Consider the following 23,666-nt stretch of genomic DNA (forward strand, 5'->3'; position numbering starts at 1 on the left):
GCCCCGAAGTGGTACCAGCGCCGGATCACCCGTCAGGTCCATGAACTCGCCGCGGAGTACGGCATCGGCCTCGCCGGGGTGGGCGGGGCCGATGCCGTACTCCGCGGCGAGTTCATGGACCTGACGGGTGATCCGGCGCTGGTACCACTTCGGGGCGTAGGCGCCGTCCGCGTACATCGTCTCGTAGCGTCGCACCAGACGCGGGTGGTGCTGCCGCAGCCAGGCCATGAACCACTCGCGGGCGCCGGGCCGCAGATGCAGTACGAGCGGGGTCACGGAGCCTGCGCCGGCCGCCGCGACGGCGCGCACCGTGGCCCGCAGCTGGTCCGGGGAGTCCCCCAGGAACGGGATCACCGGCGCCATCAGCACCCCGCAGGGGATGCCGTGCGCGGTGAGGGTCCGCACCACCTCCAGGCGGCGCTCCGGGGCGGGGGTGCCGGGCTCGACCGTGCGCCACAGCTCGCGGTCCAGGAAGCCGACCGAGACGGAGATGCCGACGTCGGTGACCGCGGCGGCCTGCTGGAGCAGCGTCAGGTCGCGGAGGATGAGGGTGCCCTTGGTGAGGATCGAGAAGGGGTTGGCGTGGTCGCGCAGCGCCGTGAGGATGCCGGGCATCAGGCCGTAGCGGCCCTCCGCGCGCTGGTAGCAGTCGACGTTGGTGCCCATCGCTATGTGGTCGCCGCGCCAGCGGCGGGCGGCCAGCTCGCGGCGCAGAAGCGCCGGGGCGTTGACCTTCACCACGATCTGGGAGTCGAAGCCCTGCCCGGTGTCCAGGTCGAGATAGCTGTGTGTCTTGCGCGCGAAGCAGTACACGCAGGCGTGGCTGCAGCCGCGGTACGGATTCACGGTCCATTCGAACGGCATCCGGGAGGCGCCCGGGACGCGGTTCACGATCGAGCGGGCGCGCACCTCGTGAAAGGTGATCCCGCGGAATTCGGGGGTGTCGACCGTCCGGCTCACGACGTCCGTACCGAACAGCGCGGACGGGCTGTCGCCGAGATTGTTCCAGCGCATCGGGCCTCCTTCTGGATCCTGCCGAGCCCCCCGGGGCAACAATAGAACAAACGTTCCCATGCTGTGTGTCAACCCTGGATTTGGGCGGGTCACCCAGGGGTGGTTGGCTGGGCGGTGCACCGCAGGACGGTCAGCCGACTACCGGAGGGAAACGCACATGGGGCAGGTCGAGGCCACGACGCAGCGCGAGATCGCGGCGGACCCGGAGGACGTGTTCGACGCGCTCGCCGACTACAGCGGTACGCGCCAGAAGCTGCTGCCCGAGCACTTCAGCGAGTACGAGGTCCGCGAGGGCGGCGACGGCAAGGGCACCCTCGTCCACTGGAAGCTCCAGGCCACGAGCAAGCGGGTGCGGGACTGCCTGCTGGAGGTCGACGAGCCGACCGAGGGTCAGCTCGTGGAGAAGGATCGCAATTCCTCGATGGTGACCACCTGGGTCGTCACCCCGGCCGGTGAGAAGCGCGCCAAGGTCGTCGTCACCACCACCTGGACGGGTGCCGGCGGTATCGGCGGATTCTTCGAGAAGACCTTCGCGCCCAAGGGTCTCGGCCGGATCTATGACGCGCTCCTCGCCAACCTCGCCCACCAGACGGAGAAGTGATCGGTCCGGTCGGTCCGTCACCCCGCGTGCCTGCCGTCACACTCACCGGTTCGGGTGGTTTCAGATGAGTCGACGGGTGCTGCCCGCCGGATCGCCTCCTTGCGGAAAGCCCAGATGGGAGCCCAAGAGGCGCGCCGCGCACCGCACTTGACGTCCGTTCCCGCCCTGCACGCACCCATTCGCCGCGCTTGATCGGTGTTGTCGCCCAATGCGAGAAATTGGGCGGCAACAGGCGTGACGAGGGGAGCAGCACGTGGGCGGGACCACCCTGGGTGAACGGGTCGAGCGGACCGGTCCGCCCGCAACGGGCACCACAGCGGGCACCACAGCGGCTCCGGCGCGGCCGGCCGTGCACCACCGGCCCGGCGGCCACGACCCCGGCTCCGGCCCTGGTCCCGGCCCCGGCGCGGTGGTGCCGCCCGGCCCCCGCCGCCCCCGTCGCGTCCGTCTGGTCCTCCTCGGCCTGATGCCGGCGCTGCTGCTCGCGGCCCTCGGCCAGACCGTCGTCGCCCCCGCGCTCCCGGAGATCGCCGGTGAGCTGCACGGCCTGGACGCGATGTCCTGGCCGGTGACGTCCTCCCTCCTCGCCGCCGCCCTCGGACTGCCCCTCTTCGGCAGGCTCGGCGACGTCGTCGGCCGCAAGCCCGCCCTCCTCCTCGCCCTCCTCGTCTTCACCGCCGGCTCGGCGCTGGCCGGCTGGTCACGGACCATGGACGAACTCGTCCTCTTCCGGGCCGTCCAGGGCGCCGGCGGCGGCGGGCTCGTGATCGGCGTCCAGACGATCGTCGCCGAGGCCGTACCGCCCCGGGCCCGCGGCCGCTTCATGGGCCTGATCGGTGCGGCCCTCGGGCTCGCCGCGGTGGCCGGGCCGCTGGTCGGCGGGCTCTGCACCGACCGTGCCTCCTGGCGCTGGTGCCTCTGGCTCGACGTCCCGTTCGGCGTGCCGGCACTGCTGCTGACCGCCGTCGCGCTGAAGCTGCCCCGGCCGGCCCGCCGCGCCAAGCCGGACCTCGCCGGCGCGCTGCTGCTCGCCGCGTGCGCCACCTGTCTGGTCCTGCTGAGCAGGTGGGGCGGCACCGCGTACGCCTGGGACTCGCGGGTCGTGCTCGGCCTCGGCGCCGGCGCGCTCGGCACCGCCCTGCTGTTCGTCGCCGTCGAGTACTTCGCCGCCGCACCGCTGCTCCCGCTGCGGCTGTTCCGCGACCCGGCCTTCCGCGTCACCGGTCCGGTCGGCGCCGCCGTCGGCATCGCGCTCTTCGGGGTCGCCAGCTATCTGCCGGCCTTCGTGCAGCGGGCCGACGGAGCCGGGGCCACCGCGACCGGGCTGCTGATGCTGCCCCTGATGGGCGGCCTCGTCCTCGCCTCCCTCGTCTCCGGCCTGTTGGCCCGCCGCACCGGGTACCGCCGGGTCTTCCCGGTCCTGGGCTGCGCGGTGGCCGCGGTGGGGGTGTGGCTGCTGTTGCGGATGCCGGAGAACACCCCGCGCGAGGTCTCCGGCCTCTGGACGGGCGTCCTCGGCCTCGGACTCGGCTGCGTCCTGCCGGTGCTGGTGCGCGCCGTGCGGAACCCCGTACGCCCCGCCGGCCTCGCCACCGCCACCCGCACCACCTTCTCCGTCCGGCAGTTCGGCGGCAGCGTCGGTGCGGCCCTCTTCGGCACCTTCCTGGCCGACCGGCTGGCCCGCCGGCTCGGCGACCGGCCGCCGCGGTCGGCCGCGCTGCCCGATCCGGAGTCGCTCACCCCGCTCCTGGTGCGGGCGCTGCCCGCCCCGCTGCGCGACGGCTATGCCGCCGCGCCCGCGCACGTCCTGCCGGGGATCTTCTGCTACCTCGTGCCGGTCCTCGTCCTGGGCCCTGTGCTCGCCTTCTTCCTGAAAGAGAAACCCCTGGTGTCCCACGCCCCGCATGCTCCGCAGGCCTCCACCACCCCGCAGGCGCCGTACGGCGACCCGGCCGACCCCGCCGCCGTACCGCAGGCACGTACCGCCAAGGCCACCGATGCCGTCAACTCCCGGGATTCTGGGCCTACTTACCCTCGTATGCACCGGCACGCCGCCGGAGTGCCCGCGGCACCGGCCGGCGTCCCGGTGTGCGGCACCGTCCAGCACCACGACGGCAGCATCGTGCCGCGTGCCGCGCTGACCCTCATCGATGTGGCCGGCCGGCAGATCGGCCGCGGCGCCACCGGCGAGGACGGCCGGTACGCGCTGAGCACGCCGGGCGCCGGCTCCTATGTGCTGATCGCGGCGGCGGGCGGGCACCAGCCGCAGGCCGTCACCGTCACCGTCGGCGAGCGACCGGTCGAGCTGGACGTCGTGCTCGGCGGCGCGGGGCGTCTCGCGGGCACCGTCACCACCGCCGACGGCACTCCCGTGCGCGATGCCATGGTCACCCTCACCGATGTCCGCGGTGACGTGGTCGCCACCACCCGCAGCGGGCGCGAAGGCGGCTATGTCATCGGGGATTTGGTGGCCGGCGAGTACACGCTGGCCTCCAGCGCCCCGGCGTTCCGGCCGGCCGCCCTGCCGGTGACCGTCCAGGCGTCCCGGGAGACCCGCCAGGACATCGAGCTGGCCGGCGGCGCGGTGCTGCGCGGGACCGTACGGGCCGGTGGCGGCCGGCTCGTCGAGGACGCCAGGGTCACGCTGCTGGATGCCGCCGGCAATGTCGTCGACACCGCGATCACCGGCTCCGACGGGCTGTTCCGCTTCGTGGACCTGTCGGCCGGTGAGTACACCGTCATCGCCGCCGGATACCCGCCGGTGGCCACCGTCCTGCAGGTGGCGGGCGGCGGCCGCACCGAACGCGATCTCCAGCTGGGGCACGAGGACTGAGCCGGTCGCGGCGGCCGGTGTGCGCGGTGCGCGGATCCGCCCGCGGCGAGTGTGCCGGCCGCCGCACCTGCCCCGCGCCGCACCGGGTCGTGGTGTGGTGCGGGGCAACGCCCTTATGTGCCAGGAGATTTGGGAGTGTCAGCCCGCCGGGCTCAGGACGGTCGTCGGGGCCGGCCGGGCAGGACGGCGGGGGCCGGGCCGAAGCGCAGCCGGGTGAGCAGCGGGCAGTCGTTGCGGAGCAGCGGCAGGTCCGTGAGCCGGGGCGCGAGCCGGCCGAGGAGGCCGCGGCCCGCGGGGAGCGGGACGCCGGACACCTCGCCGATGGCCGGATGGGCCGTGCGCAGCTCGGTCCGCTCGGCCGCGTCCATGCCCCAGGGCATCGGGGGCAGGCGATGGCCGCCGAGCCCCTTCGTACCGCCGCGGGTACGGGCACTGAACCGCCGCGAGACGGTGTCGAAGACCATGGTGCCGCCGGGAAACGCCTCGGCGCAGACGCCGATCAGCCGGGTCGCCTGCGCCGGCTCCAGATACATCAGCAGGCCCTGAGCGGTCACCAGCACACCGCGTGCGGCATCGATCTGCGCCGTCCACCGGCGCTCGCGCGCGTCGCAGGCGAGGAGGCGCTGCCGGGGGCCGTGCGGCAGTACGCGTTTGCGCAGCGCCAGCGGATCGGGGAGGTCGACGGTGACCCAGTGGGCCCGGCCGTTGTCCACCCGCCAGAACTGGGTCTCCAGGCCCTCGCCGAGGGCGACCACGGTGCCGTCCGGATGGTCGGCGAGAAACTCGCGGACCACCCCGTCGAAGGCGAGCGCGCGCAGCGCGATGGCCTGCGCCAGCCAGGGCCGGGGGGCGCCCAGCCGCTCCAGGAAGGGGAAGTCGAGCTCGGCCATGAGCTGGACTGCGCGCGGATCGGGCAGCACCGTGTCCGGGCGGGCGGCCTCGGCGGCGCGGTGCTGGAGCGTCCACAGCGCCGTCTCGGGAACTCCCGTGAGGTCCGCCTTGACGCGTCGTGGCGCCGCGTTCCCGTCGGGAGGGGGCGTGGGGCGGGGAATGGACGGGGAGGACGGTTCGCGGCCCGTCGTGTGCACTGCCTCGATCATGTGGCCTTGATATCGCCGGGCGTGCCCCGGCCGGGGCCGATCGGGGGTCCGGTCACCCTGGGGGGTGCTAAGTCGTACCGCGCGGTGCCGGACCCGGCCCGATGCGGGGCCCGCCCCGCACCAGGACCGCTCCGTGCGGTCAGCGCGCCAGATCGCGGTGGACGATCCGGGCGGCGTTCTCGATGGTGTCGACTCCGTAGTCCATGGAGTGGCTGCCGGTGGAGAGGACGGCCATGCCGTAGTCGTGGCTGTTGCCGGTGAAGGCGCCCACGCTGTTCACCCGCCAGCCGCCCTTCTCACGCGGCAGCCAGCCGTTCTTGACGTGCACGGCCGCGCCGGCCGGGGCGCCGGCGGGCGCCCCCCACCGCTGCTCGGGGACGACCCGGTGCATCAGATCGAGCGCATAGCCCCGGGAGTGCTCGGTGAGCACCGGGGTGTCCGTGGTGAGCAGCCGCATCAGCGTCAGCTGGTCGTGCGCGGTGATCTGGGTGAGGCCCCAGGCCCCGTCCTTGCCGGGGACGGTGTCCCGCATGGCGGCCAGCGACAGGAAGTGCTGGACGCCGGCGGGGCGTACCCGGTGCCAGAGGGCGGTGGTGGCGTCGTTGTCCGACTTGGTGATCATGTCGGTGGTCAGGTCCACCTCGTGCGGCGTCAGCTTGCGGTGCGCCTCCTCGGCCTGCCGCAGCAGGGCGCCGAGCACGGTGACCTTCACCACACTCGCCGAGTCGAAGTGGGCGCTGGCCTTGAATTCGCAGGTGGTCCTGGTGGTCCGGTCGTAGACCGCCAGTGCGGAGGCGCCCTTGCGCCCGTCGAGGGCGCCGGCGAGGTCCCGGGACAGCGCCGGCGCCAGGCCCGGCTTCTTCGACGTGCATACGACCTTGGAGCCGCCCGCGGGGGCGCTGGCGGTGCCGGCCGAAGCCGGGGTCGCCGTGGTGAGCACCGTGAGCAGCGATCCGGCGGCCACGACCGCGGCCAGCCCGCGCCGTGTGCAGGTCGATATGCGTGATCCGTGCATGAGGGTGGTCCTGTCCCGCTGGGTATCGAAGACCCTGCTCTCGGGTGGCCGGCCTCGCGTGACTGCCTCAGCTGCGGGTCTCGGCGGCCGTGCGTCGGCCGGCTTCCCGGTTCATGGGCCACGGTGACGATACGTGGCGGGGGTGCGGACCCCTCAGGGAATTGGAGGGGAATTGTCCGTATTGGGCGAGGGTGTCGGGGTGTGACATTCGCCAAATCAGGGGGGTGGCGGCGGAGGTACTCCTAGGGGCGTGGCAGCGGGGTGCGGGGCCGGGGGACGGCGCGGGGGCGGCGGCGGTTGACGGCCGCGCGGCGGCGGCGTGCCCCGGCGATCAGCTGGCGGCTGCGGAGGGCCATCTCGATCTCGAAGCGGGTGCGCGGGTCGCGGAGGCGGGCGCCGAACAGCTTCTCCAGCTGGCGCATCCGGTAGCGCACCGTCTGGGGGTGGATGCTGAGCGCCTTGGCCACCTCCGGGGCCCCCATGCCGCTGAGCCAGGCCAGCAGGGTCGCCTCCAGCCGCTCGCACCGCTCCGGTGTCAGTCCGGCGAGCGGGCTGAGCCGGCGGGCTATCAGCGTGTGGGTCAAGGACTCGTCCTGGAGGAGCAGCAGGGAGGAGAGGTGGTCGTCGACGAACACCACGCCGGCGTCCGGGCCGTCGTACGCGGATGCCAGATCCAGCAGCCGGGACGCGGCGCGCACGGAGGCGGTGGCCTCGTGCGGGGGCACCGCATGACCGACGACGGCCGCGCGGTGGCGTAGTACGCCCTTCAGTCTGGCCCGTCCTTCCTTGCCGTCGGCGAGTGCGGCGGGTATCAGCAACCCCGGTGCCTCGCCCGGCGCACTGACGAGGCAGTCGCCGAGGGCGGACGCTACGAGGTGGATGTCCGTCTCGCTGCGCAGCATGACCGCACGCACCTTGTCGGGCAGTGGGTTGCCGCTCCGGAGCACGTTCTCGATCAGTCGGGTGACCTGTTGGTGGCCGCCGCGTTCCAGGACTTCCTTGAAGCCCGGATTGCGATCGCAAAGGTTTTGCGCGATCAGTTCGGTCAGGATCGCGAGTTGGTCGTCTTCGCTGTCGGCCCGTCCGTCACCGCAGTGCGGTAAACGGACGCCGTTCAGTACTTCGCTCACCATTCTGCCTCTGTCTCATCGCATGGAAAGCTGGTCCGGCATTTTTCTACCCCACCTGGCACGTGCCGTCGGCAGTTGACAGGACTCGTTCAGAAGTCCTTTCGGATTCCGTCTGAAGTCCTTGCACTTTGCGACAGAAACTGTTTGAGATGCGGCGCGACACGAGCGTACCGCCCCATCCGCCCCTCAGGAATCCCTTCTTCCGCTACGCCGGGATCACGCTGAGTGGTCAACGTGCGGTTTGCAGAAGGCACCGGACGGGGCGTCACCCCCCAAGGGCCTTGGCGGGACTGGCCAATCCGTTCGGCGGCTTCGACACTGTGGGGGATCGTGCGTACCGACTCGTGCCTGCGATAGGACTGGTGACTGTGAAGATCCTCATCTCCGCGGACATGGAGGGCGCCACCGGCGTGACCTGGCCCGCCGACGTGCTGCCCGGTACGCCCCAGTGGGAGCGCTGCCGCGCCATGTTCACCTCCGACGTCAACGCGGCGATCGCCGGCTTCTTCGCCGGTGGGGCCGACGCGGTGCTGGTCAACGAGGCGCACTGGACGATGCGCAACCTGCTGCTGGAACAGCTCGACGAGCGCGCCGAGATGCTCACCGGCCGGCACAAGTCGCTGAGCATGGTCGAAGGGGTGCAGCACGGCGACGTCGACGGGATCGCCTTCGTCGGCTACCACACCGGGGCCGGCACCGAGGGCGTCCTCGCGCACACCTACCTCGCCAACACCCTCACCGGCGTCTGGGTCGACGGCACCCGGGCCAGCGAGGGCCATCTCAACTCCCTCGTGGTCGCCGAGTACGGCGTACCGGTGGTGCTGGTCACCGGCGACGACCGCACCTGCCAGGACGCGCTGGGCTACGCCCCGCAGGCGCCCGCGGTGGCGGTCAAGGACTATGTGTCGCGCTACGCGGCGGTCTGCCGGCCACCGGCCCGTACCGCCGCCGACATCCGGGCCGCGGCCGAAAAGGGTGCCGCGCTGGCGGTGCGTCATGAACCGGTGCGCGGCGGGCCGTTCCGCTTCGAGCTGGAATTCGACGCCGAGCATCTGGTGGGGGCGGCGACCTGTGTGCCCGGTGTGGAGCGCAGCGGGGAGCGCCGGGTCGCGTACACCGGTCAGGACATGTACGAGGCCATCCGGTGCTTCAAGGCGGTCACCACCGTCGTGTCGTCCGCCGTGGAGGAACAGTATGGCTGAGCGAAAAAGTGCTGCGGAGCCGGCCGCCGGCCACGGCTCCGGTGTGGACATGCGGGCGCTCGACGAGGTCGTCGAGTTCACCTCCGAGCTGATCCGGATCGACACCAGCAACGCCGGAGACGGCACCTGCCGGGAGCGGCCGGCCGCCGAGTACGCCGCCGAGCGGCTGGCCGGTGCCGGGCTGACGCCGACCCTGCTGGAGCGCAGCCCGGGCAGGACGAACGTGGTCGCCCGGATCGAGGGCACCGACCCCGCGGCCGACGCCCTGCTGGTGCACGGCCATCTCGACGTGGTGCCCGCCGAGCCCGCCGACTGGCAGGTGCACCCCTTCTCCGGGGAGGTCCGCGACGGTGTGGTCTGGGGCCGCGGCGCCATCGACATGAAGAACATGAACGCGATGGCGCTCGCCGTGGTCCGACGCTGGGCCCGCAGCGGCGTGCGGCCGCGGCGGGACATCGTGCTGGCCTTCACCGCCGACGAGGAGGCCAGCGCCGAGGACGGCTCGGGCTTCCTCGCCGACCGGCATGCCGGGCTCTTCGAGGGCTGCACCGAAGGCATCAGCGAATCGGGGGCCTTCACCTTCCACGCGGGCGGCGGCATACAGCTGTATCCGGTCGCGGCGGGGGAGCGCGGCACGGCCTGGCTGAAGCTGACCGCCCACGGCCGGGCGGGACACGGCTCGAAGGTCAACCGCGAGAACGCCATCAGCCGGCTGGCCGCGGCCGTGACCCGGATCGCCGCGCACGAGTGGCCCCTCCGGCTCACCCCGACCGTACGGGCCGCGCTGCGTGAACTCGCCGCGCTGTACGGCGTCGACACCGACACCGAGGCGGCCGGCCTGGACGTCGACACCCTGCTCGGCGCGCTCGGCCCGGCTGCCGGGCTGGTCGAGCCGACGGTCCGCAACAGCGCCAACCCGACGATGCTGACGGCCGGTTACAAGGTGAACGTGATCCCGGGGTCCGCCGTCGGCCATGTCGACGGCCGGGTGGTTCCCGGCGGCGAGGCGGAGTTCGAGGCCACCATGGACGAGCTGACCGGGCCGGACGTCGACTGGGAGTACCACCACCGCGAGGTCGCGCTGCAGGCCCCGGTCGACTCCCCGACCTTCGCCGCGATGCGGGCCGCGATCGAGCGCTTCGACCCCGACGGCCATGTCGTGCCGTACTGCATGTCCGGTGGCACCGACGCCAAGCAGTTCTCCCGGCTGGGCATCACCGGCTATGGTTTCTCGCCGCTGAAACTGCCCGAGGGGTTCGACTACCAGGCGCTCTTCCACGGCGTGGACGAGCGGGTGCCGGTCGAGGGACTGCACTTCGGCGTCCGGGTGCTCGATCACTTCCTGCGCACGGTCTGACCGGCCGGTGCCCTGCCCGACCGCGGAGAGGAACGACAGCATGGTGACGACGGCTCCGTACGGCGCCTGGACGTCCCCGGTGGACGCCCGGACGGTCGCCGCGCACGACGGCCGGCCGGCCTTCGTCGGCGTGGTCGGCGACGACGTGTGGTGGACGGAGCCACGGCCCGCCGAGGGCGGCCGGCGGACGCTGGTCCGCCGGCGGCCGGACGGGGCCGAGGAATCGGTGCTGCCGGCGCCCTGGAACGTCCGCAGCCGGGTGCTGGAGTACGGCGGCCAGCCCTGGGCCGGTACGGACACCGAACGGGGGCCGCTGATCGTCTTCAGCAACTTCGACGACCAGCGGCTGTACGCCTGCACACCGGACGACGACACCGCCCCGCGCCCGCTCACCCCGCGCTCCGCGGTCGGCGGCGGACTGCGCTGGGTCGACCCGGTGCTGCGCCGCGACCTCGGCGAGGTGTGGTGCGTCCTGGAGGAGTTCACCGGCGAGGGGCCGACCGAGGTGCGCAGGGTGCTCGCCGCGGTGCCGCTCGACGGCTCGGCGGCCGAAGACCGCACCCGGGTACGGGAGTTGAGCGACGACCGGCACCGTTTCGTGACCGGTCCGCGGCTCTCCCCCGACGGCCGGCGGGCCGCCTGGATCGCCTGGGACCACCCCCGGATGCCCTGGGACGGCACCCTGGCCATGGTGGCCCGGGTCGGCGCGGAGGGCACGTTCGAGGACGTCCGGCCCGTCGTCGGTGACCTCGGCTCCGCCGCGCCCGGGGGTGGCGCCGACGGTGAGTCCGTCGCGCAGGTCGAGTGGGCGCCGGACGGCTCGCTGCTCTTCGTCTCGGACCGCAGCGGCTGGTGGGAACTCCAGCGCATCGACCCCGACGCGGCGGCCGACGGCGTGGTGGCGGGCCGGGCGCTGTGCCCGGCCCGGCAGGAGGAGTTCGGCGGCCCGCTGTGGAACGTCGGGCAGCGCTGGTTCCTGCCCCTGGACAACGGCACCCTCGCGGTGATCCACGGCCGCGGCTCCACCGCCCTGGGCATCCTCGATCCGGTGACCGGCGAACTCGTCGACGCGGCCGGCCCGTGGACGGAATGGGCGCCGACCCTCGCGGTGCACGGCAGCCGCGTGCTGGGGATCGCCGCCGGCCCGCACAGCTCGTACGAGCTCGTCGAGCTGGACACCTGCACCGGCCACGCCCGGGTGCTGGCCTGCCGGCACGTCGATGTGCTGGACCCCGCCTACCACCCCCGGCCGCGGAGCCGTACGTTCACCGGGCCCGACGGCCGGGACGTCCACGCGCACATCCATCCGCCGCACAACCCCGACCACATCGCCCCCGACGGCGAACTGCCGCCCTACGTGGTGTGGGCGCACGGCGGCCCCACCGGCCGCGCCCCGCTCGTGCTCGACCTGGAGATCGCCTACTTCACCTCCCGGGGCATCGGCGTCGCCGAGGTCAACTACGGCGGCTCGACGGGCTACGGCCGGGAGTACCGCGAGCGGCTGCGCGGCCGCTGGGGCGTGGTCGACGTCGAGGACTGTGCGGCCGTCGCCCGCGCACTGGCCGACGAGGGCAGCGCGGACCGCGCCCGGCTGGCCATCCGTGGCGGCAGCGCCGGCGGCTGGACCGCCGCCGCCTCGCTGACCAGCACCGACCTCTACGCCTGCGGCACCATCAGCTATCCGGTCCTGGACCTGACCGGCTGGGCGACCGGCGGGACCCACGACTTCGAGTCGCAGTATCTGGAGTCGCTCATCGGGCCGCTCGCCGAGGTGCCCGACCGCTACCGCGAGCGCTCGCCGCTGCACCGCGCGGACCGGATCGCCGCGCCGTTCCTGCTGCTCCAGGGCCTGGACGATGTGATCTGCCCGCCCGCACAGTGCGAGCGGTTCCTCGCCGCGGTCGCCGGGCGCGGGGTGCCGCACGCGTATCTGCCGTTCGCCGGGGAGGGACACGGCTTCCGCCGCGCCGAGACCATGGTGCGCGCCGTGGAGGCCGAACTCGCCCTCTACGCCCAGATCTTCGGCATCACCCGCGGCGATGTCCCGGCGCTGGAGCTGCGCGGATGACGGCGGCGCCGCCGGTCCGGCCGCCGCGGCTGCGGCCCGGCGACCGGGTGGCGGTGGTGGCGCCCAGCGGCCCCCTCGTGCCGGAGCGGCTGGACCGCGGGCTGGACGTGCTCCGCGGCTGGGACCTCGACCCGGTGCCCGCACCCCACGTCCGCGGCACCCACGCCACCCTGGGCTACCTCGCCGCCACCGACGAGGAGCGGGCCCACGACCTCCAGACGGCATGGTGCGATCCGTCGGTCAAGGCGGTGTTTGCGGCGCGCGGCGGCTACGGCGCCCAGCGGATGGTCGACCTGCTGGACTGGGACGCCCTCCGGGCCGCCGCGCCCAAGCCGCTGATCGGCTTCAGCGATGTGACGGTGCTGCACGAGGCGTTCGCGGTACGCGCCGGGGTGGCCACGCTGCACGGCCCGGCCGTCGCCGGCGAGGTCTTCCTGAAGGACGACGCCACCCGCGCGCACCTGTGGCGCACGCTCTTCGCTCCGGAGACCGTCCGCACCCTCGCCGCGCCGTCCGCCCGGCCGCTGGTGCCCGGGCGGGTCCGCGGGGTCACCCTCGGCGGCTGCCTGACCATGCTCGCCACCGAACTGGGCGCGCCGCGGGCCAGGCCCAGCGCGGCGGGCGGCCTGTTGCTGCTGGAGGACGTGGGGGAGCCGCCGTACCGCATCGACCGGGCACTCACCCAACTCCTGCGGGCCGGCTGGCTGGACGGTGTGGCCGGCATCGCCCTCGGCTCCTGGGCCCGCTGCGGCCCCTACGACCGGGTGCGGGAGGTGCTGCTGGACCGGCTGGGCGGGCTCGGGGTGCCGGTGGCCGAGGAGTGCGGCTTCGGGCACGGGGACACGGCGCTGACCGTGCCGCTGGGCGTCCCCGCCGAGCTGGACGCGACGGCGGGCACGCTCGTCCTGCAGACCACGGCGACGGTGTGACGCACCGGCCGATGCCCCGTCAGCACCGCCCCGACCAGGGCCGATGACGTGCGCGACGGTCGGCATCCCACCCCGGGGGGCGCTGAACTGACGTTCTGACGGCAACGCGTGCCCGGTGCCTTGCATCGCCCTCGGCGGTGTCCCAGCATGAGCGCGCCGCCGCCGACCGGTCGGCGGCGGAGTGCGGAGGTCCTGGTGCCCAGCGTGTCCCGAGCGGTGTTCCGCCCCGTGCGCCGCCTGCCCCTCGCCCTGCTCGCCGGCTCCGCGCTCGTCGCGCCGTTCGCGCTGTCCCCGCCCGTCCCCGTGGCCGCCGCCGGCCCGTACACCGTCACCGCGCTCAAGGTCACCGTCCGGGCCGGCGACCGCAGCTGCACCCTGGACACGGACGTCTACCGTCCGGCCGGTGTCGACGCCGCCCACCCGGCGCCCGCCGTGCTGACCACCAACGGCTTCGGCGGCAGCAAGGCCGACGGCTCGACCGGCGGCCCGGCCAGGGCCCTCGCCGCCCGCGGCTATGTGACGCTGGCGTACTCCGGCCTCGGCTTCGGGAAGTCCGGCTGCCCGATCTCCCTCGACGACCCGGACATCGACGGCCGGGCCGCGAGCGGGCTGGTGGATCTGCTGGCCGGCACCCTTACGGCCGACGACGGGACCCGGCTCGACTACGTCTCCCAGGACGGCCCCGGCGATCCGCGGGTCGGCATGATCGGCGCGTCCTACGGCGGGGCGGTCCAGCTCGCCACCGCCGCCGTCGACCACCGCGTCGACGCGCTGGTCCCGCTCATCACCTGGCACGACCTGTCCTACTCCCTCGCGCCCAACGCCGCGGGCCGCACGCACGGGCACGGCGGCGGGCCGCCCGGTGCGTACAAGTGGCAGTGGACGAACGGGTTCTTTCTGATCGGCGAGGCGCAGGGGCTGCTCCACCCCGAGCTCGACCCGTCGCGGACCGGCGGCGCCGGCTGTCTGCACTTCGTCGCGCGGGCGTGTGAGACCAAGCGGCTGCTGGACTCCGGCAGGTACACGGCCGGGCGGACCCGGGCCGTGCTCCGCTATGCCCGCAGCGTCTCCCCGGTCTCGTATCTGGCGTCGGTCCGGGCGCCGACGCTGCTGGTCCAGGGCCAGGCCGACACCCTGTTCAACCTCAACGAGGCCGCCGCCACCTACCGGACCCTGCGCGGCCGGGGCACCCCGGCCGGGATGATCTGGCAGGCCTGGGGCCACAGCGGCGGCATGCGCAGGCCGGCGGACGGGGAACTCGACCTCGCCCGGGGGAACCTGGACACCAGCTATGTCGGGCGGCGGATCCTGGCGTGGTTCGACCGGTATCTGCACCACCGTAGGGCGGCCGCCACCGGCCCGGCGTTCGCGTACTACCGGGACTGGGCGGGCGACGGGCCCGCCTACGGCACCGCGCCCGCCTTTCCGGCCGGTGCCGGCCGGCGGCTGTACCTCTCCGGGGACGGCCGGCTCGTCGGCCGACGAGCCGAGGTGGTGCGCGGCGACCGGGAGTACCGCAACCTGCGGATGCCCACCAGCCATTCGGAGAGCTCGCTGGCCGGACTGCTCGGTCTGCCGGACGTGCCGCCGTACGACGCCCGCGGCACGTTCCTGGACTGGACGTCGAAGCCGGTCGCGGGCGGGCCGCTGGAGGTGGTGGGTGCGCCCGCGCTGACGCTGCGGGTCGTGGCGCCGGCGGCGGCGCGCCGGCAGAGCTCCCCGGACGCGGCCGACCGGCTGGTGCTGTTCGCCAAGCTCTACGACGTCGCGCCGGACGGCGGGGCGACGCTGCTGCACCGGTTGGTGGCCCCGGCCCGGGTGGCCGATGTGCGCCGGAGGTTCACCATGGAACTGCCGGGCATCGTGCACCGCTTCGGGCCGGGGCACCGACTGCGCCTGGTCATCGCCGCGAGCGACGATGCGTATGCGGGCAATCGTGGGGTGGAGCCGGTGACGGTGAGCGCCGCGCCGAGGGACACCGGGGTCCTCGAACTACCCGTCACCCGAGGGGTGTTGCCGTAGCGGATGGGTCGATTCCGTAGGGACAAGGGGGAGGGCGGAGCGTGTCGGGTGCGTCGCGGGGGCCGGGTGCCGGCCGGGGACCGCGCGCGTCAGCCGAGTCGTCCGCGCGGGGGTCGGCTCAGTCGTCCGTGACCGTGATGGCCTGCACGGGGCAGGCCCGGGCGGCCTCCCGCACCAGCGGGTCGCCCGCGCCGTCCTCGCGGCCGGGCAGCAGCTCGCCGTAACCGTCGTCGTCCTGGGTGAACACCCCGGGCGCGGTCAGTGCGCACTGGCCGGCGCCGATACAGGTGTGGTTGTCGATTGTGATCCGCATTCCGGAACCCCTTCGTTCGGCTGCTTGCCGGTACGGCCGTTACCAGGCCAGCGGCAGTTCGATCATTCCTTGCAGAGTGTCCCCCGGCTTGAAGGGGATCTCGGCAGCCGGCGCGGCGAGTCGCAGATCCGGGATCCTGGTGAACAGCGAGCGCAGCGCGATCTCCATTTCCGCCCGGGCGAGGTTCTGCCCCAGGCACTGGTGGATGCCGAAGCCGAACGCCACGTGGTGGCGGGCGGACCGGCCGAGGTCCAGCTGGTCCGGGGCCGGATAGGCACTGCCGTCCCGGTTGATCAGCGAGGTGGGGAACAGCACGCCGTCGTCGGCACGGATGACCTGATCGCCGATCTCGATGTCCGCCGCCGCCACCCGCAGCACGCCGTCCGCGATGGACAGGAACCGCAGCAGCTCCTCGACGGCGGCCGGCATCAGGTCCTCCCGGGCCTTCAGCTGTGCCAGCTGTTCGGGGTGCTCCAGCAGGGTGAAGGTGCCGAGCGAGATCATGTTGGCGGTGGTCTCATGGCCGGCCACCAGAAGGATCATGGCGAGCCGGACCAGGTCCACGCGGTTCAGGGCGCCGGCCCGCAGCTGATCCTGGATCAGGTCGTCCAGCAGGCCCTCGCCCGGGTTCCCCTCCTTGTGGGTGATCAGTTCGTCGAAGTACTCCTCCAGCCTCGTCCGGGCGTCCTCCGCCTCCTCGACCGTACGGCCCTGCAGGATCCGGCGGGACTCGGCCTCGAAGAACTCGTGGTCGGAGTACGGGACGCCGAGCAGCGAGCAGATCACCATCGAGGGGACCGGCAGCGCGAAGGCGGAGACCAGCTCGGCGGGCGGCCCCTGCTCCAGCATCCGGTCGAGCAGCCCGTCGACGATCTGCTGGATCTCCGGCCGCAGCGCGGCGATCCGCTTGACGCTGAAGCTGGGGATCAGCATCCGGCGCTGGGTGTTGTGCTCGGGGTCGTCGACCCCGACCAGCGGCGCCCTGACCTGGCGGATCGCCGCGAAGCGCGCGAACGGCGCCGGGAAGGCCGGGTTCTGCCGGTCGGAGGACAGCCGCTGGTCGCTCAGCAGCGCCCGCGCCTGGGCATGGCCGGTCACCGCCCACACCTTGCGGCCGTCGTAGAAGGTGACGTGGGTCAGGGGGCCGGCTTCACGCAGCGGCTGATAGGCCGCCGGCGGGTGGTAGGGACAGGTACGGTCCTGAAAGTACGCGATGGCTTCGGTCACGAATTCCTCCCCGTACGAGCGGCTCGGTCCGCTCGCCTGTTGTCCATTCGGAAGCGCGCCGTGTGGGCCGCGCCGATCTCACCTCATGCCTCGGATGCCGGGCATGTCTATGCATAGGTCGGCCAACTTCTTTCAGGGTCGGTCATGTTCGGTCGCGCCGCTCGCCTGTGGCGGCCGTACGAGGGTGTCGATCACGCCAGCGGGGGACATGCGGCGCCGAGGTCCCGGCCCGCGCACGGCGCGGACCCGCACGCTGCGTGGACACCTCGCACTGCGTGGACACCCGGGAAATGGGCTGGCCCGCCGCCGTCACGCCTCCGTACGATCTGCCGATGACGACCAACGACCGCTATCTCGCGCGCGGCCGGCGGGTGGGCATCCGGCACTTCTCCGCCGCCGACCGGGACGAGTTCACCGCGCGGGCGCGCGAGAGCGCGGAGCTGCACCACCCGTGGCTCGCCCCGCCGGCCACGGACGCCGCCTACGACGGCTATCTGCTCCGGCTTCAGGAGCCGCTGCGCGAGGGGTTCTTGATCTGTGAGCTCACCAGCGGCCGGATCGCCGGCTACCTCACCATCAACAACATCGTGCACGGCGCGTTCCGCTCCGGCGCGATCGGTTACGGCGCCTTCGCGCACGCCTCCGGCCGCGGCCTGATGAGCGAGGGACTGCATCTCGTGCTGCACCACGCCTTCGGCACGATGGGCCTGCACCGCCTGGAGGCCAACGTCCAGCCCGCCAACCACCTCTCGATCGCCCTGGTCAGCCGGGCCGGCTTCCGGCTGGAGGGCTTCTCGCCGGACTTCCTGTTCCTCGACGGCGCCTGGCGGGACCACGAGCGCTGGGCGATCACCGCCGAGATGGTCCCCGACGCCGCTCCTACCGCGACTTGCGGTTGATCTTCATGGTGTCCATGTCGGTGGCCGTGGAGCGCAGTTCGCGACAGCCGAGTCCGGCGGCCCGCAGGGCCTTCTCCGCCTGCTCCTCGGCCAGCGCGGACGCCAGCTCCTCGCCGTCCGCCGCGTCCGAGACGATGACACAGCGGTAGCTGAAGGAGTGCAGGGCGGCGTCGTACGCCAGCGACCCCTCGGGCGTGAACCGCATCTGCGACAGCCCGTGGTCGGCCACCTCGGCCAGCAGCTTCTCCCGGGCCGGGGCCGTGAGGCCGTCCCACTTGCCGCGGACGATCACTCGGTAGGTGTGCTGGGTCGCCATGGGGTGCCGTCTTCCGTTCCGTTTCCGCTGTCCGCCGGTGGGGCCGAAGTGCCAGGCTATGTCGGCGGATCCACCGGGGCCTCCGCTTTTTTCCCGGGCCTGTGTGACGATCGCGGTATGCGCCGTACCGTACTGATCGATGCGCCCTCCAACCTGGGACTGCGGCCGCCCGCGCCCGGAGTCGTCCCCGGCTGCTACAAGCAGTCGGTGCCGCCGCCGGAGAGGGCCTGGCACAGATCACCGGGCGGGGACAGCCCGACCTCACCGACATCGACGGGCTGGCGCCCTACGTCCGCGACGCGGACCTGAGCGTGCTGGGCATCCGCGACGCGGACGAGGACCAGGCGGAGCTCACCGGCCTCGGCATCGCCCACACCCCGGTCGGCGGGATCCGGCGGCGCGGCCCGGAGCGGATGGCGCGCGAGGTCCTCACCCGCTTCCACCGCTCCCCGCTGGACGGCTTCTGGATCCACCTCGACGCGGATGTCCTCGACCCGTCCGTGCTGCCGGCCGTCGACAGCCCCGACCCCGGCGGCCTGTTCCCGGACGAACTCCGCGCGCTGCTCGGCCCGTTGGCCGCCTCGCCGCGCTGTGCCGGCGTCAACGTCACCATGTACGACCCGGACCGCGACCCCGATGGGTCCGGCGCGGTGCTGCTCGCCGATCTCCTTGAGGACGTCTTTGCGCAACCCTGACCTCCCCCGGCCGCAAGAGGCTCTGTGCACGGCGGCGAGGACGCGGTTCCATGGTCAACAGGAGGCCGCCGCAGCCGAGGCGGCCCGGACCGGCATTGCGAGGCAGCCGTGGCCACGAGTGTGCGACGCACGACCTTGACCCTTCCCGCCGCGCCCCTCGGCCCGGACAACCCCCTCCCCGCCCTGCGCGCCGGCCACGACCCGCACCCCGTCGCACTCGCGCCGGACACCCGCCTGCCCGCCGACATGGCGCGGCAACTCCGCCACGCACCGCTGCGCTCGATCCTGCCGACCCGGATGCGGGACGGCTACGGCCGCGCCCGCCGTAGCACCGAGGTCGAGGCGCTGGTCCTGGAGAACGACCGGCTGCGCGCCACCGTCCTGCCCGGCCTCGGCGGCCGGGTGTACTCCCTGCACCACAAGCCCACGGGCCGTGAACTGCTCTACCGCAACCCGGTGTGGCAGCCGGCGGCCTTCGCCCTCAACGGTGCCTGGTTCTCCGGCGGCATCGAATGGAACATCGGCGCCACCGGACACACCACCCTGACCTGCGCCCCGCTGCACGCCGCCCGCGTCCCGGCGCCCGGCGGCGGGGAGATGCTGCGGCTGTGGGAGTGGGAGCGGCTGCGCGACCTGCCCTTCCAGGTGGACCTGTGGCTGCCCGACGGTTCCGACTTCCTGCACGTCGGCGTGCGGATCCGCAATCCGCACCCGCACACCGTGCCGGTCTACTGGTGGTCCAACACCGCCGTGCCCGAGGACGCCGGCACCCGCGTCCTGGCCCCCGCGGACGAGGCCTGGCACGTCGGCTACGACCGGACCCTGCGCCGCGTCCCGGTGCCCGACTCCGACGGCGCCGACCGCAGTTACCCGCTGCGCAGCGAGTACCCCGCCGACTACTTCTACGACGTGCCCGAGGGCGCCCGCGGCTGGATCGCCTCGCTCGACGCGGACGGCCGCGGCCTGGTGCAGACCTCCACGGGCACGCTGCGCGGCCGCAAGCTCTTCCTGTGGGGCGCGGGCCGGGCCGGGCGCCACTGGCAGCAGTGGCTCACCGAACCGGGCACCGGCGGCTACGCCGAGATCCAGGCGGGACTGGCCCGCACCCAGCTGGAGCACGTACCGCTGGACGCCGGCGGCGAGTTCGCCTGGCTGGAGGCGTACGGACCGCTGGAGACCGACGCCGCGACGGTGCACGGCGCGGACTGGGCCGCGGCCCGCGGCGAGGTCGCGGCCCGGCTGGCAGCCGCCCTGCCGCGGGCGGACGTCGAGGCCGCCTACGCCGCCTGGCGGCCCTACGCCGACCACGAACCGAAGGAGTCACTGGCCACCGGCTCGGGCTGGGGCGCGCTGGAGGTGGCCCGTGCGGGCCTCGATCTGCCGGGCACGCCGTTCGAGGCGGCCACGCTGGGCGCCGAGCAGGAGCCCTGGCTGACCCTGCTCACCACCGGTGACCTGCCGGCGGCCGGCCCTGCCCCCGGACCGGCGCTGGTCGCCCCGGCCTGGCGCGAGCTGCTGGAGTCCGCGGCGCCGGGCCCGGCCACCGACTACCACCTGGGTCTGGCCCAGTGGCACGCCGGCGACCGCGCCCAGGCCGTCCGCAGCTGGGAGCGGGCGCTCGCGCAGGGAGCCGGCTGTCTGCCGCTGTACTGCCTGGCCGTTGCCGAGTCCGTGGCGGGCGAGCCGGCCCGCGCGGCCGACCGGTATGCGCAGGCCTGCGCGGCGGCGGCCCGGGCGGCCTCGGGCGAGGGGCCGCACGCCCGCGCCTGGCAGGAGGTGCTGCCCGCGCTCGCCCGGGAGGCGGTGCCCGCGCTGCTCGCGGCCGGCCGTACGGCCGAGGCCGCCCAACTGCTCGCCGGTCTGCGGCAGACCGGCCCGGCCGACGGCCGCTTCGCGTTGCTGACCGCCCAGGTGCTGCTGGCCCAGGGGCAGCCGGCCGCGGCCCGGGAGATCTTCGACGCCGGGTTCGAGATCGCCGCGCTGCGGGAGGGCGACGAGGTGCTCGGCGACACCTGGTACGCCATCGCCGAGCGGCTGGTCGCGGCCGGCGGACCGGTCACCGAGGACGTCCGCGCCACGGCCCGCGCCACCCATCCCCTCCCGGAGCGCTACGACTACCGGATGCGTCCCGAGTAGGGCGCCGGCCGCGGCCGTCGGCAGCCCGCTCCGGGGCGGCACGGGCGGCGGCAACCGGACGCGGGCGGGCCCGGGCCGCGGCGGTCGGTGGCCGCCCCCGCCCCGTACGCCGTTGGTACGCCGTTGCGGTGACCGTGCGCGGCCGTGGAATGATCCCGGACCGGCACGCGTTGTGGCGGACCATGAAGGCAATCAGCACGCAGACCTACGGCGGCCCCGACGTCCTCGCATACTCCGACCTGCCCGACCCCAAGGTGGCCCCGGACTCGGTCCTGGTCCGGGTCAAGGCGGCCGGGGTCAACCCGGTGGACTGGAAGATCCTCGCGGGCGCTCTGGACCCGATCCTGGACGTGCATTTCCCGATCGTCCCCGGATGGGACGTGGCGGGCGTGGTGGAAGCGGTCGGCGCGGACGCCACCGAGTACGCGGTCGGTGACGAGGTCATCGGCTATGTCCGCAAGGACGCGGTCCAGCACGGCACCTACGCGGAGCTGGTCGCCGCACCGGTGCGGACCCTGGCGCGCAAGCCCGCGTCGCTCAGCTGGCCGCAGGCCGCCGGGCTGCCGCTGGCGGGACTGACGGCCTATCAGTCGCTGTCGCGGGTGGACGCGAAGCAGGGCGAGACGGTGCTGGTGCACGCCGCCGCGGGCGGTGTCGGCTCGCTCGCCGTCCAGATCGCGGTGGCCCGGGGAGCCCGGGTCATCGGCACGGCCAGTGAGCGCAACCACGACTTCCTGCGGTCCCTGGGCGCCGAGCCGGTCACCTACGGCGAGGGTCTCGCCGACCGGGTGCGGGCGCTGGCGCCCGAGGGCATCGACGCGGCCGTGGACTTCGTCGGCGGTGGCGTCGTGGACGTCTCGCAGGAGCTGCTCAAGGACCGCGGCCGGGTGGTCTCGGTCGCCGACGGCGAGGTCACGGGCAAGGGCGGCCACATGGTGTGGGTGCGCCCGGACACCGCCGATCTGACCGCGCTCGGCGCGCTCGCGGACGCCGGGAAGCTGACGGTGCCGGTCGCGGCCGTCTTCCCGCTGACCGAGGCCGCCGAGGCGCTGCGGCAGAGCATGACCGGCCGGACCCGCGGCAAGATCGTCCTTGAGGTGTCCTGACGGCGGGCCCGCCACGGCCGGCGCGCGGGGTGCCGGGGCCGCTCAGGCCTCGGCATCCTGCTTCCGGTCGACGTACTCGAAGATCGAACCGTCCGGGTGCCGGGCCACCAGATTGCGTCCGATCGGCGTCGGCAGCGGACCGGCGATGATGTCCGCGCCGACCGCCTTGAGGTCGACGATCGCCTCGTCCACATCCTTGACGGCGAGGGTCGCGGTGATCTTCCGCAGCACCGACAACTCCGCCTCGGGGCCGCTCATCAGGAAGAAGCACCCGACGGCCGCGACCGCGACCCCGCCCCGCTGGAAGCGGATCGCCTCGGCACCGGTCAGCCGTTCGTAGACGCCGATCGAGGCATTGAGATCGCTGACGCACACCCGCAATGAGGTCCCCAGAATGTCCATGTGGGCAACCCTAGTTGGGACGACCGCCGGTACGCGATCACTTGGCCATGATCAGACCGCTCCGGGCGGCGCCCCGTGACAGCACGACGTTCCGTATGGCGTCCCGGGCCCGGACGTAGTCGCTGCGCCCGGGCCGGCGGGCGAGCGCCGCGTTGAGGTTCACGACCCTGAACCCGTCGTTGATATCGGTGAGTTGGGGGAGGAACTCCGCCTTGCGGACGGTCCAGCGGCGGTCGGGGCCGAACGGCCCGGCGAAGGTGAAGCGGGCCATCGAGCTCTGGTTGCCGCGGCCGTCCGGCTGGTTGCTGTGGTTGAACATCCGGCCCGCCAGTTGATCGCCCATCCCGTAGACGACCCAGGTGCCGTTGACCTTCTCGTACGCCTGCGGGACATGGGCGTGGGTCCCCAAGATCAGATCGATGTCGGGCCGTCCCGCGGTGCGTGACGCGGTCAGCGCGCGGGCCAGGGTGCGCTGTTGCTCATCCGGCTCGGGCTGCCACTCGGTGCCCCAGTGGATGCTGACGACCACCACGTCCGCCCCGGCCCGCCGGGCCGCACGGGCATCGTCGATGATCTTCTTCCGGTCGATCAGATGGACCGTCCAGGGCGCGTTGCCGGGCAGCGGAATGCCGTTGGTGCCGTACGTGTACGAGAGCTGGGCGACCTTCGCGGGGCCGGCCCTCAGCAGGGCGGGCCGGGCGGCCTCGGCGGCGGAGCGGGCCGAGCCGGTGTGGCGCAGGCCCACCGCGTCCATGGCGCCCAGGGTGCGGCGCACGCCGTCGGCGCCGTCGTCGAGGGTGTGGTTGGAGGCCGTGGAACAGGAGTCGTAGCCCGCGTCCTTGAGGGCGGCGGCGACCTCGGGCGGGGACTTGAAGCTGGGGTAGCCGGTGAACGGCCCGTCGTCCCTGCCGTAGATGGTCTCCATGTGGCAGATCGCCAGATCCGCGCCGGAGACCACCGGCTTCACCCCGGCGAACATGGTGCGGAAGTCATGGCCGTGGCCGCGGGCGTTGCTGCCGGACAGCTGGATGATCTCGTGGTGCGGCAGCACGTCGCCGGTGGCCAGCAACGTGAAGGTGGCGACGGCGGCGGACCGGGCGGCGCCCGGCTCGGCGGGCGCCGAGGAACGGGCGGGGCCGGCGGACCGCTGGGTGCCGCAGCCCGCCGCGAGCAGGGCGAGCGCGGAGAGGGTGGCGAGCGCGGCCAGGCGCTGTATTCGGGTCACGCCCTCCATCCATACCGGTAGGAAGGGGATTCATCTGCCGGGAGAGGGGGGGATTGGGCCGTCAGGGGCACTCGCG

General features: G+C 73.6%; 21 protein-coding genes. 12 read left to right on the forward strand and 9 right to left on the reverse strand.

The window, feature by feature from the left end; translation table 11 throughout:
- On the reverse strand, positions 1–1,014 hold a 1,014-nt coding region (locus EST54_RS03970), incomplete at its 3' end, for an Rv2578c family radical SAM protein (protein ID WP_244942434.1).
- 157 nt (positions 1,015–1,171) lie between these two features.
- On the opposite strand from EST54_RS03970, the gene EST54_RS03975 reads away from it, so the two are divergent.
- Positions 1,172–1,615 (forward strand): SRPBCC family protein, encoded by a 444-nt coding sequence (locus EST54_RS03975; protein WP_129245059.1) that lies wholly within the window; start codon positions 1,172–1,174, stop codon positions 1,613–1,615.
- Between the two features lie 253 nt (positions 1,616–1,868).
- Complete coding sequence (locus tag EST54_RS03980; protein ID WP_372448155.1) at positions 1,869–4,448, forward strand: MFS transporter; 2,580 nt, start codon at positions 1,869–1,871, stop codon at positions 4,446–4,448.
- A 152-nt stretch (positions 4,449–4,600) separates the two neighbouring features.
- Here EST54_RS03980 and EST54_RS03985 read toward each other — a convergent pair whose 3' ends face one another.
- The 3 genes from EST54_RS03985 to EST54_RS03995 all read right to left on the reverse strand — a co-directional run bounded on the left by EST54_RS03985 (position 4,601) and on the right by EST54_RS03995 (position 7,696).
- On the reverse strand, positions 4,601–5,548 hold the full coding sequence (locus EST54_RS03985) for a class I SAM-dependent methyltransferase (protein ID WP_174857387.1): 948 nt from the start codon (positions 5,546–5,548) through the stop codon (positions 4,601–4,603).
- A 139-nt stretch (positions 5,549–5,687) separates the two neighbouring features.
- Positions 5,688–6,563: a serine hydrolase gene (locus EST54_RS03990; protein ID WP_129245061.1), complete on the reverse strand. Its 876-nt coding sequence runs from the start codon at positions 6,561–6,563 to the stop codon at positions 5,688–5,690.
- Between the two features lie 242 nt (positions 6,564–6,805).
- On the reverse strand, positions 6,806–7,696 hold the full coding sequence (locus EST54_RS03995) for a helix-turn-helix domain-containing protein (protein WP_239012658.1): 891 nt from the start codon (positions 7,694–7,696) through the stop codon (positions 6,806–6,808).
- A gap of 365 nt (positions 7,697–8,061) precedes the next feature.
- On the opposite strand from EST54_RS03995, the gene EST54_RS04000 reads away from it, so the two are divergent.
- From EST54_RS04000 to EST54_RS04020, 5 genes are all read left to right on the forward strand, one after another.
- Positions 8,062–8,895 (forward strand): M55 family metallopeptidase, encoded by an 834-nt coding sequence (locus EST54_RS04000; RefSeq protein WP_129245225.1) that lies wholly within the window; start codon positions 8,062–8,064, stop codon positions 8,893–8,895.
- Positions 8,888–10,252, forward strand: a complete 1,365-nt coding sequence (locus EST54_RS04005) for a M20/M25/M40 family metallo-hydrolase (RefSeq protein ID WP_129245063.1) — start codon at positions 8,888–8,890, stop codon at positions 10,250–10,252. The genes EST54_RS04000 and EST54_RS04005 overlap by 8 nt, the downstream gene beginning before the upstream one ends.
- 40 nt (positions 10,253–10,292) lie before the next feature.
- Positions 10,293–12,320: a prolyl oligopeptidase family serine peptidase gene (locus EST54_RS04010; RefSeq protein ID WP_129245066.1), complete on the forward strand. Its 2,028-nt coding sequence runs from the start codon at positions 10,293–10,295 to the stop codon at positions 12,318–12,320.
- Positions 12,317–13,249: a S66 peptidase family protein gene (locus EST54_RS04015; protein WP_129245068.1), complete on the forward strand. Its 933-nt coding sequence runs from the start codon at positions 12,317–12,319 to the stop codon at positions 13,247–13,249. The genes EST54_RS04010 and EST54_RS04015 overlap by 4 nt, the downstream gene beginning before the upstream one ends.
- 204 nt (positions 13,250–13,453) lie before the next feature.
- Positions 13,454–15,271 carry a CocE/NonD family hydrolase gene (locus tag EST54_RS04020; protein ID WP_129245227.1) on the forward strand — a complete coding sequence of 606 codons (1,818 nt, stop codon included), beginning with the start codon at positions 13,454–13,456 and terminating at the stop codon, positions 15,269–15,271.
- A 118-nt stretch (positions 15,272–15,389) separates the two neighbouring features.
- Here the strand turns inward: EST54_RS04020 and EST54_RS04025 are convergent, their stop codons facing one another.
- Together EST54_RS04025 and EST54_RS04030 are read right to left on the reverse strand one after the other, a co-directional pair.
- Positions 15,390–15,584 (reverse strand): ferredoxin, encoded by a 195-nt coding sequence (locus tag EST54_RS04025; RefSeq protein WP_129245070.1) that lies wholly within the window; start codon positions 15,582–15,584, stop codon positions 15,390–15,392.
- A 39-nt stretch (positions 15,585–15,623) separates the two neighbouring features.
- Positions 15,624–16,811 carry a cytochrome P450 gene (locus EST54_RS04030; protein WP_129245072.1) on the reverse strand — a complete coding sequence of 396 codons (1,188 nt, stop codon included), beginning with the start codon at positions 16,809–16,811 and terminating at the stop codon, positions 15,624–15,626.
- A 332-nt stretch (positions 16,812–17,143) separates the two neighbouring features.
- Between EST54_RS04030 and EST54_RS04035 the strand changes: the two genes are divergently transcribed.
- Positions 17,144–17,710, forward strand: coding sequence for a GNAT family N-acetyltransferase (locus tag EST54_RS04035; protein ID WP_129245074.1), 567 nt, complete (start codon positions 17,144–17,146; stop codon positions 17,708–17,710).
- On the opposite strand, the gene EST54_RS04040 is transcribed toward EST54_RS04035, so the two are convergent.
- The gene (locus tag EST54_RS04040) at positions 17,691–18,026 is read right to left on the reverse strand and encodes a DUF6204 family protein (RefSeq protein ID WP_129245075.1); all 336 of its coding nucleotides are present in this window, start codon (positions 18,024–18,026) and stop codon (positions 17,691–17,693) included. The two genes, EST54_RS04035 and EST54_RS04040, sit on opposite strands and share 20 nt — an antisense overlap.
- A 117-nt stretch (positions 18,027–18,143) precedes the next feature.
- Between EST54_RS04040 and EST54_RS36115 the strand changes: the two genes are divergently transcribed.
- The 4 genes from EST54_RS36115 to EST54_RS04055 all read left to right on the forward strand — a co-directional run bounded on the left by EST54_RS36115 (position 18,144) and on the right by EST54_RS04055 (position 21,963).
- The gene (locus EST54_RS36115) at positions 18,144–18,335 is read left to right on the forward strand and encodes a hypothetical protein (protein WP_372448154.1); all 192 of its coding nucleotides are present in this window, start codon (positions 18,144–18,146) and stop codon (positions 18,333–18,335) included.
- Positions 18,336–18,337: 2 nt separating this feature from the next.
- A complete protein-coding gene (locus EST54_RS04045; RefSeq protein WP_372448153.1) occupies positions 18,338–18,721 on the forward strand; it encodes an arginase family protein in 384 nt (127 codons plus the stop codon).
- 108 nt (positions 18,722–18,829) lie between these two features.
- Entirely contained in the window at positions 18,830–20,857 is a 2,028-nt protein-coding gene (locus EST54_RS04050) for a DUF5107 domain-containing protein (protein WP_129245077.1), read from the forward strand.
- Positions 20,858–21,039: 182 nt separating this feature from the next.
- Positions 21,040–21,963, forward strand: coding sequence for an NADP-dependent oxidoreductase (locus EST54_RS04055; RefSeq protein WP_129245079.1), 924 nt, complete (start codon positions 21,040–21,042; stop codon positions 21,961–21,963).
- A 42-nt stretch (positions 21,964–22,005) separates the two neighbouring features.
- On the opposite strand, the gene EST54_RS04060 is transcribed toward EST54_RS04055, so the two are convergent.
- Positions 22,006–22,365, reverse strand: coding sequence for a VOC family protein (locus tag EST54_RS04060; protein WP_129245080.1), 360 nt, complete (start codon positions 22,363–22,365; stop codon positions 22,006–22,008).
- Positions 22,366–22,402: 37 nt separating this feature from the next.
- Complete coding sequence (locus EST54_RS04065; RefSeq protein ID WP_129245082.1) at positions 22,403–23,599, reverse strand: CapA family protein; 1,197 nt, start codon at positions 23,597–23,599, stop codon at positions 22,403–22,405.
- Between the last annotated feature and the right edge of the window lie 67 nt (positions 23,600–23,666).

The sequence above is a fragment of the Streptomyces sioyaensis genome (genome assembly GCF_004122735.1).
GTDB lineage: Bacteria > Actinomycetota > Actinomycetes > Streptomycetales > Streptomycetaceae > Streptomyces > Streptomyces sioyaensis.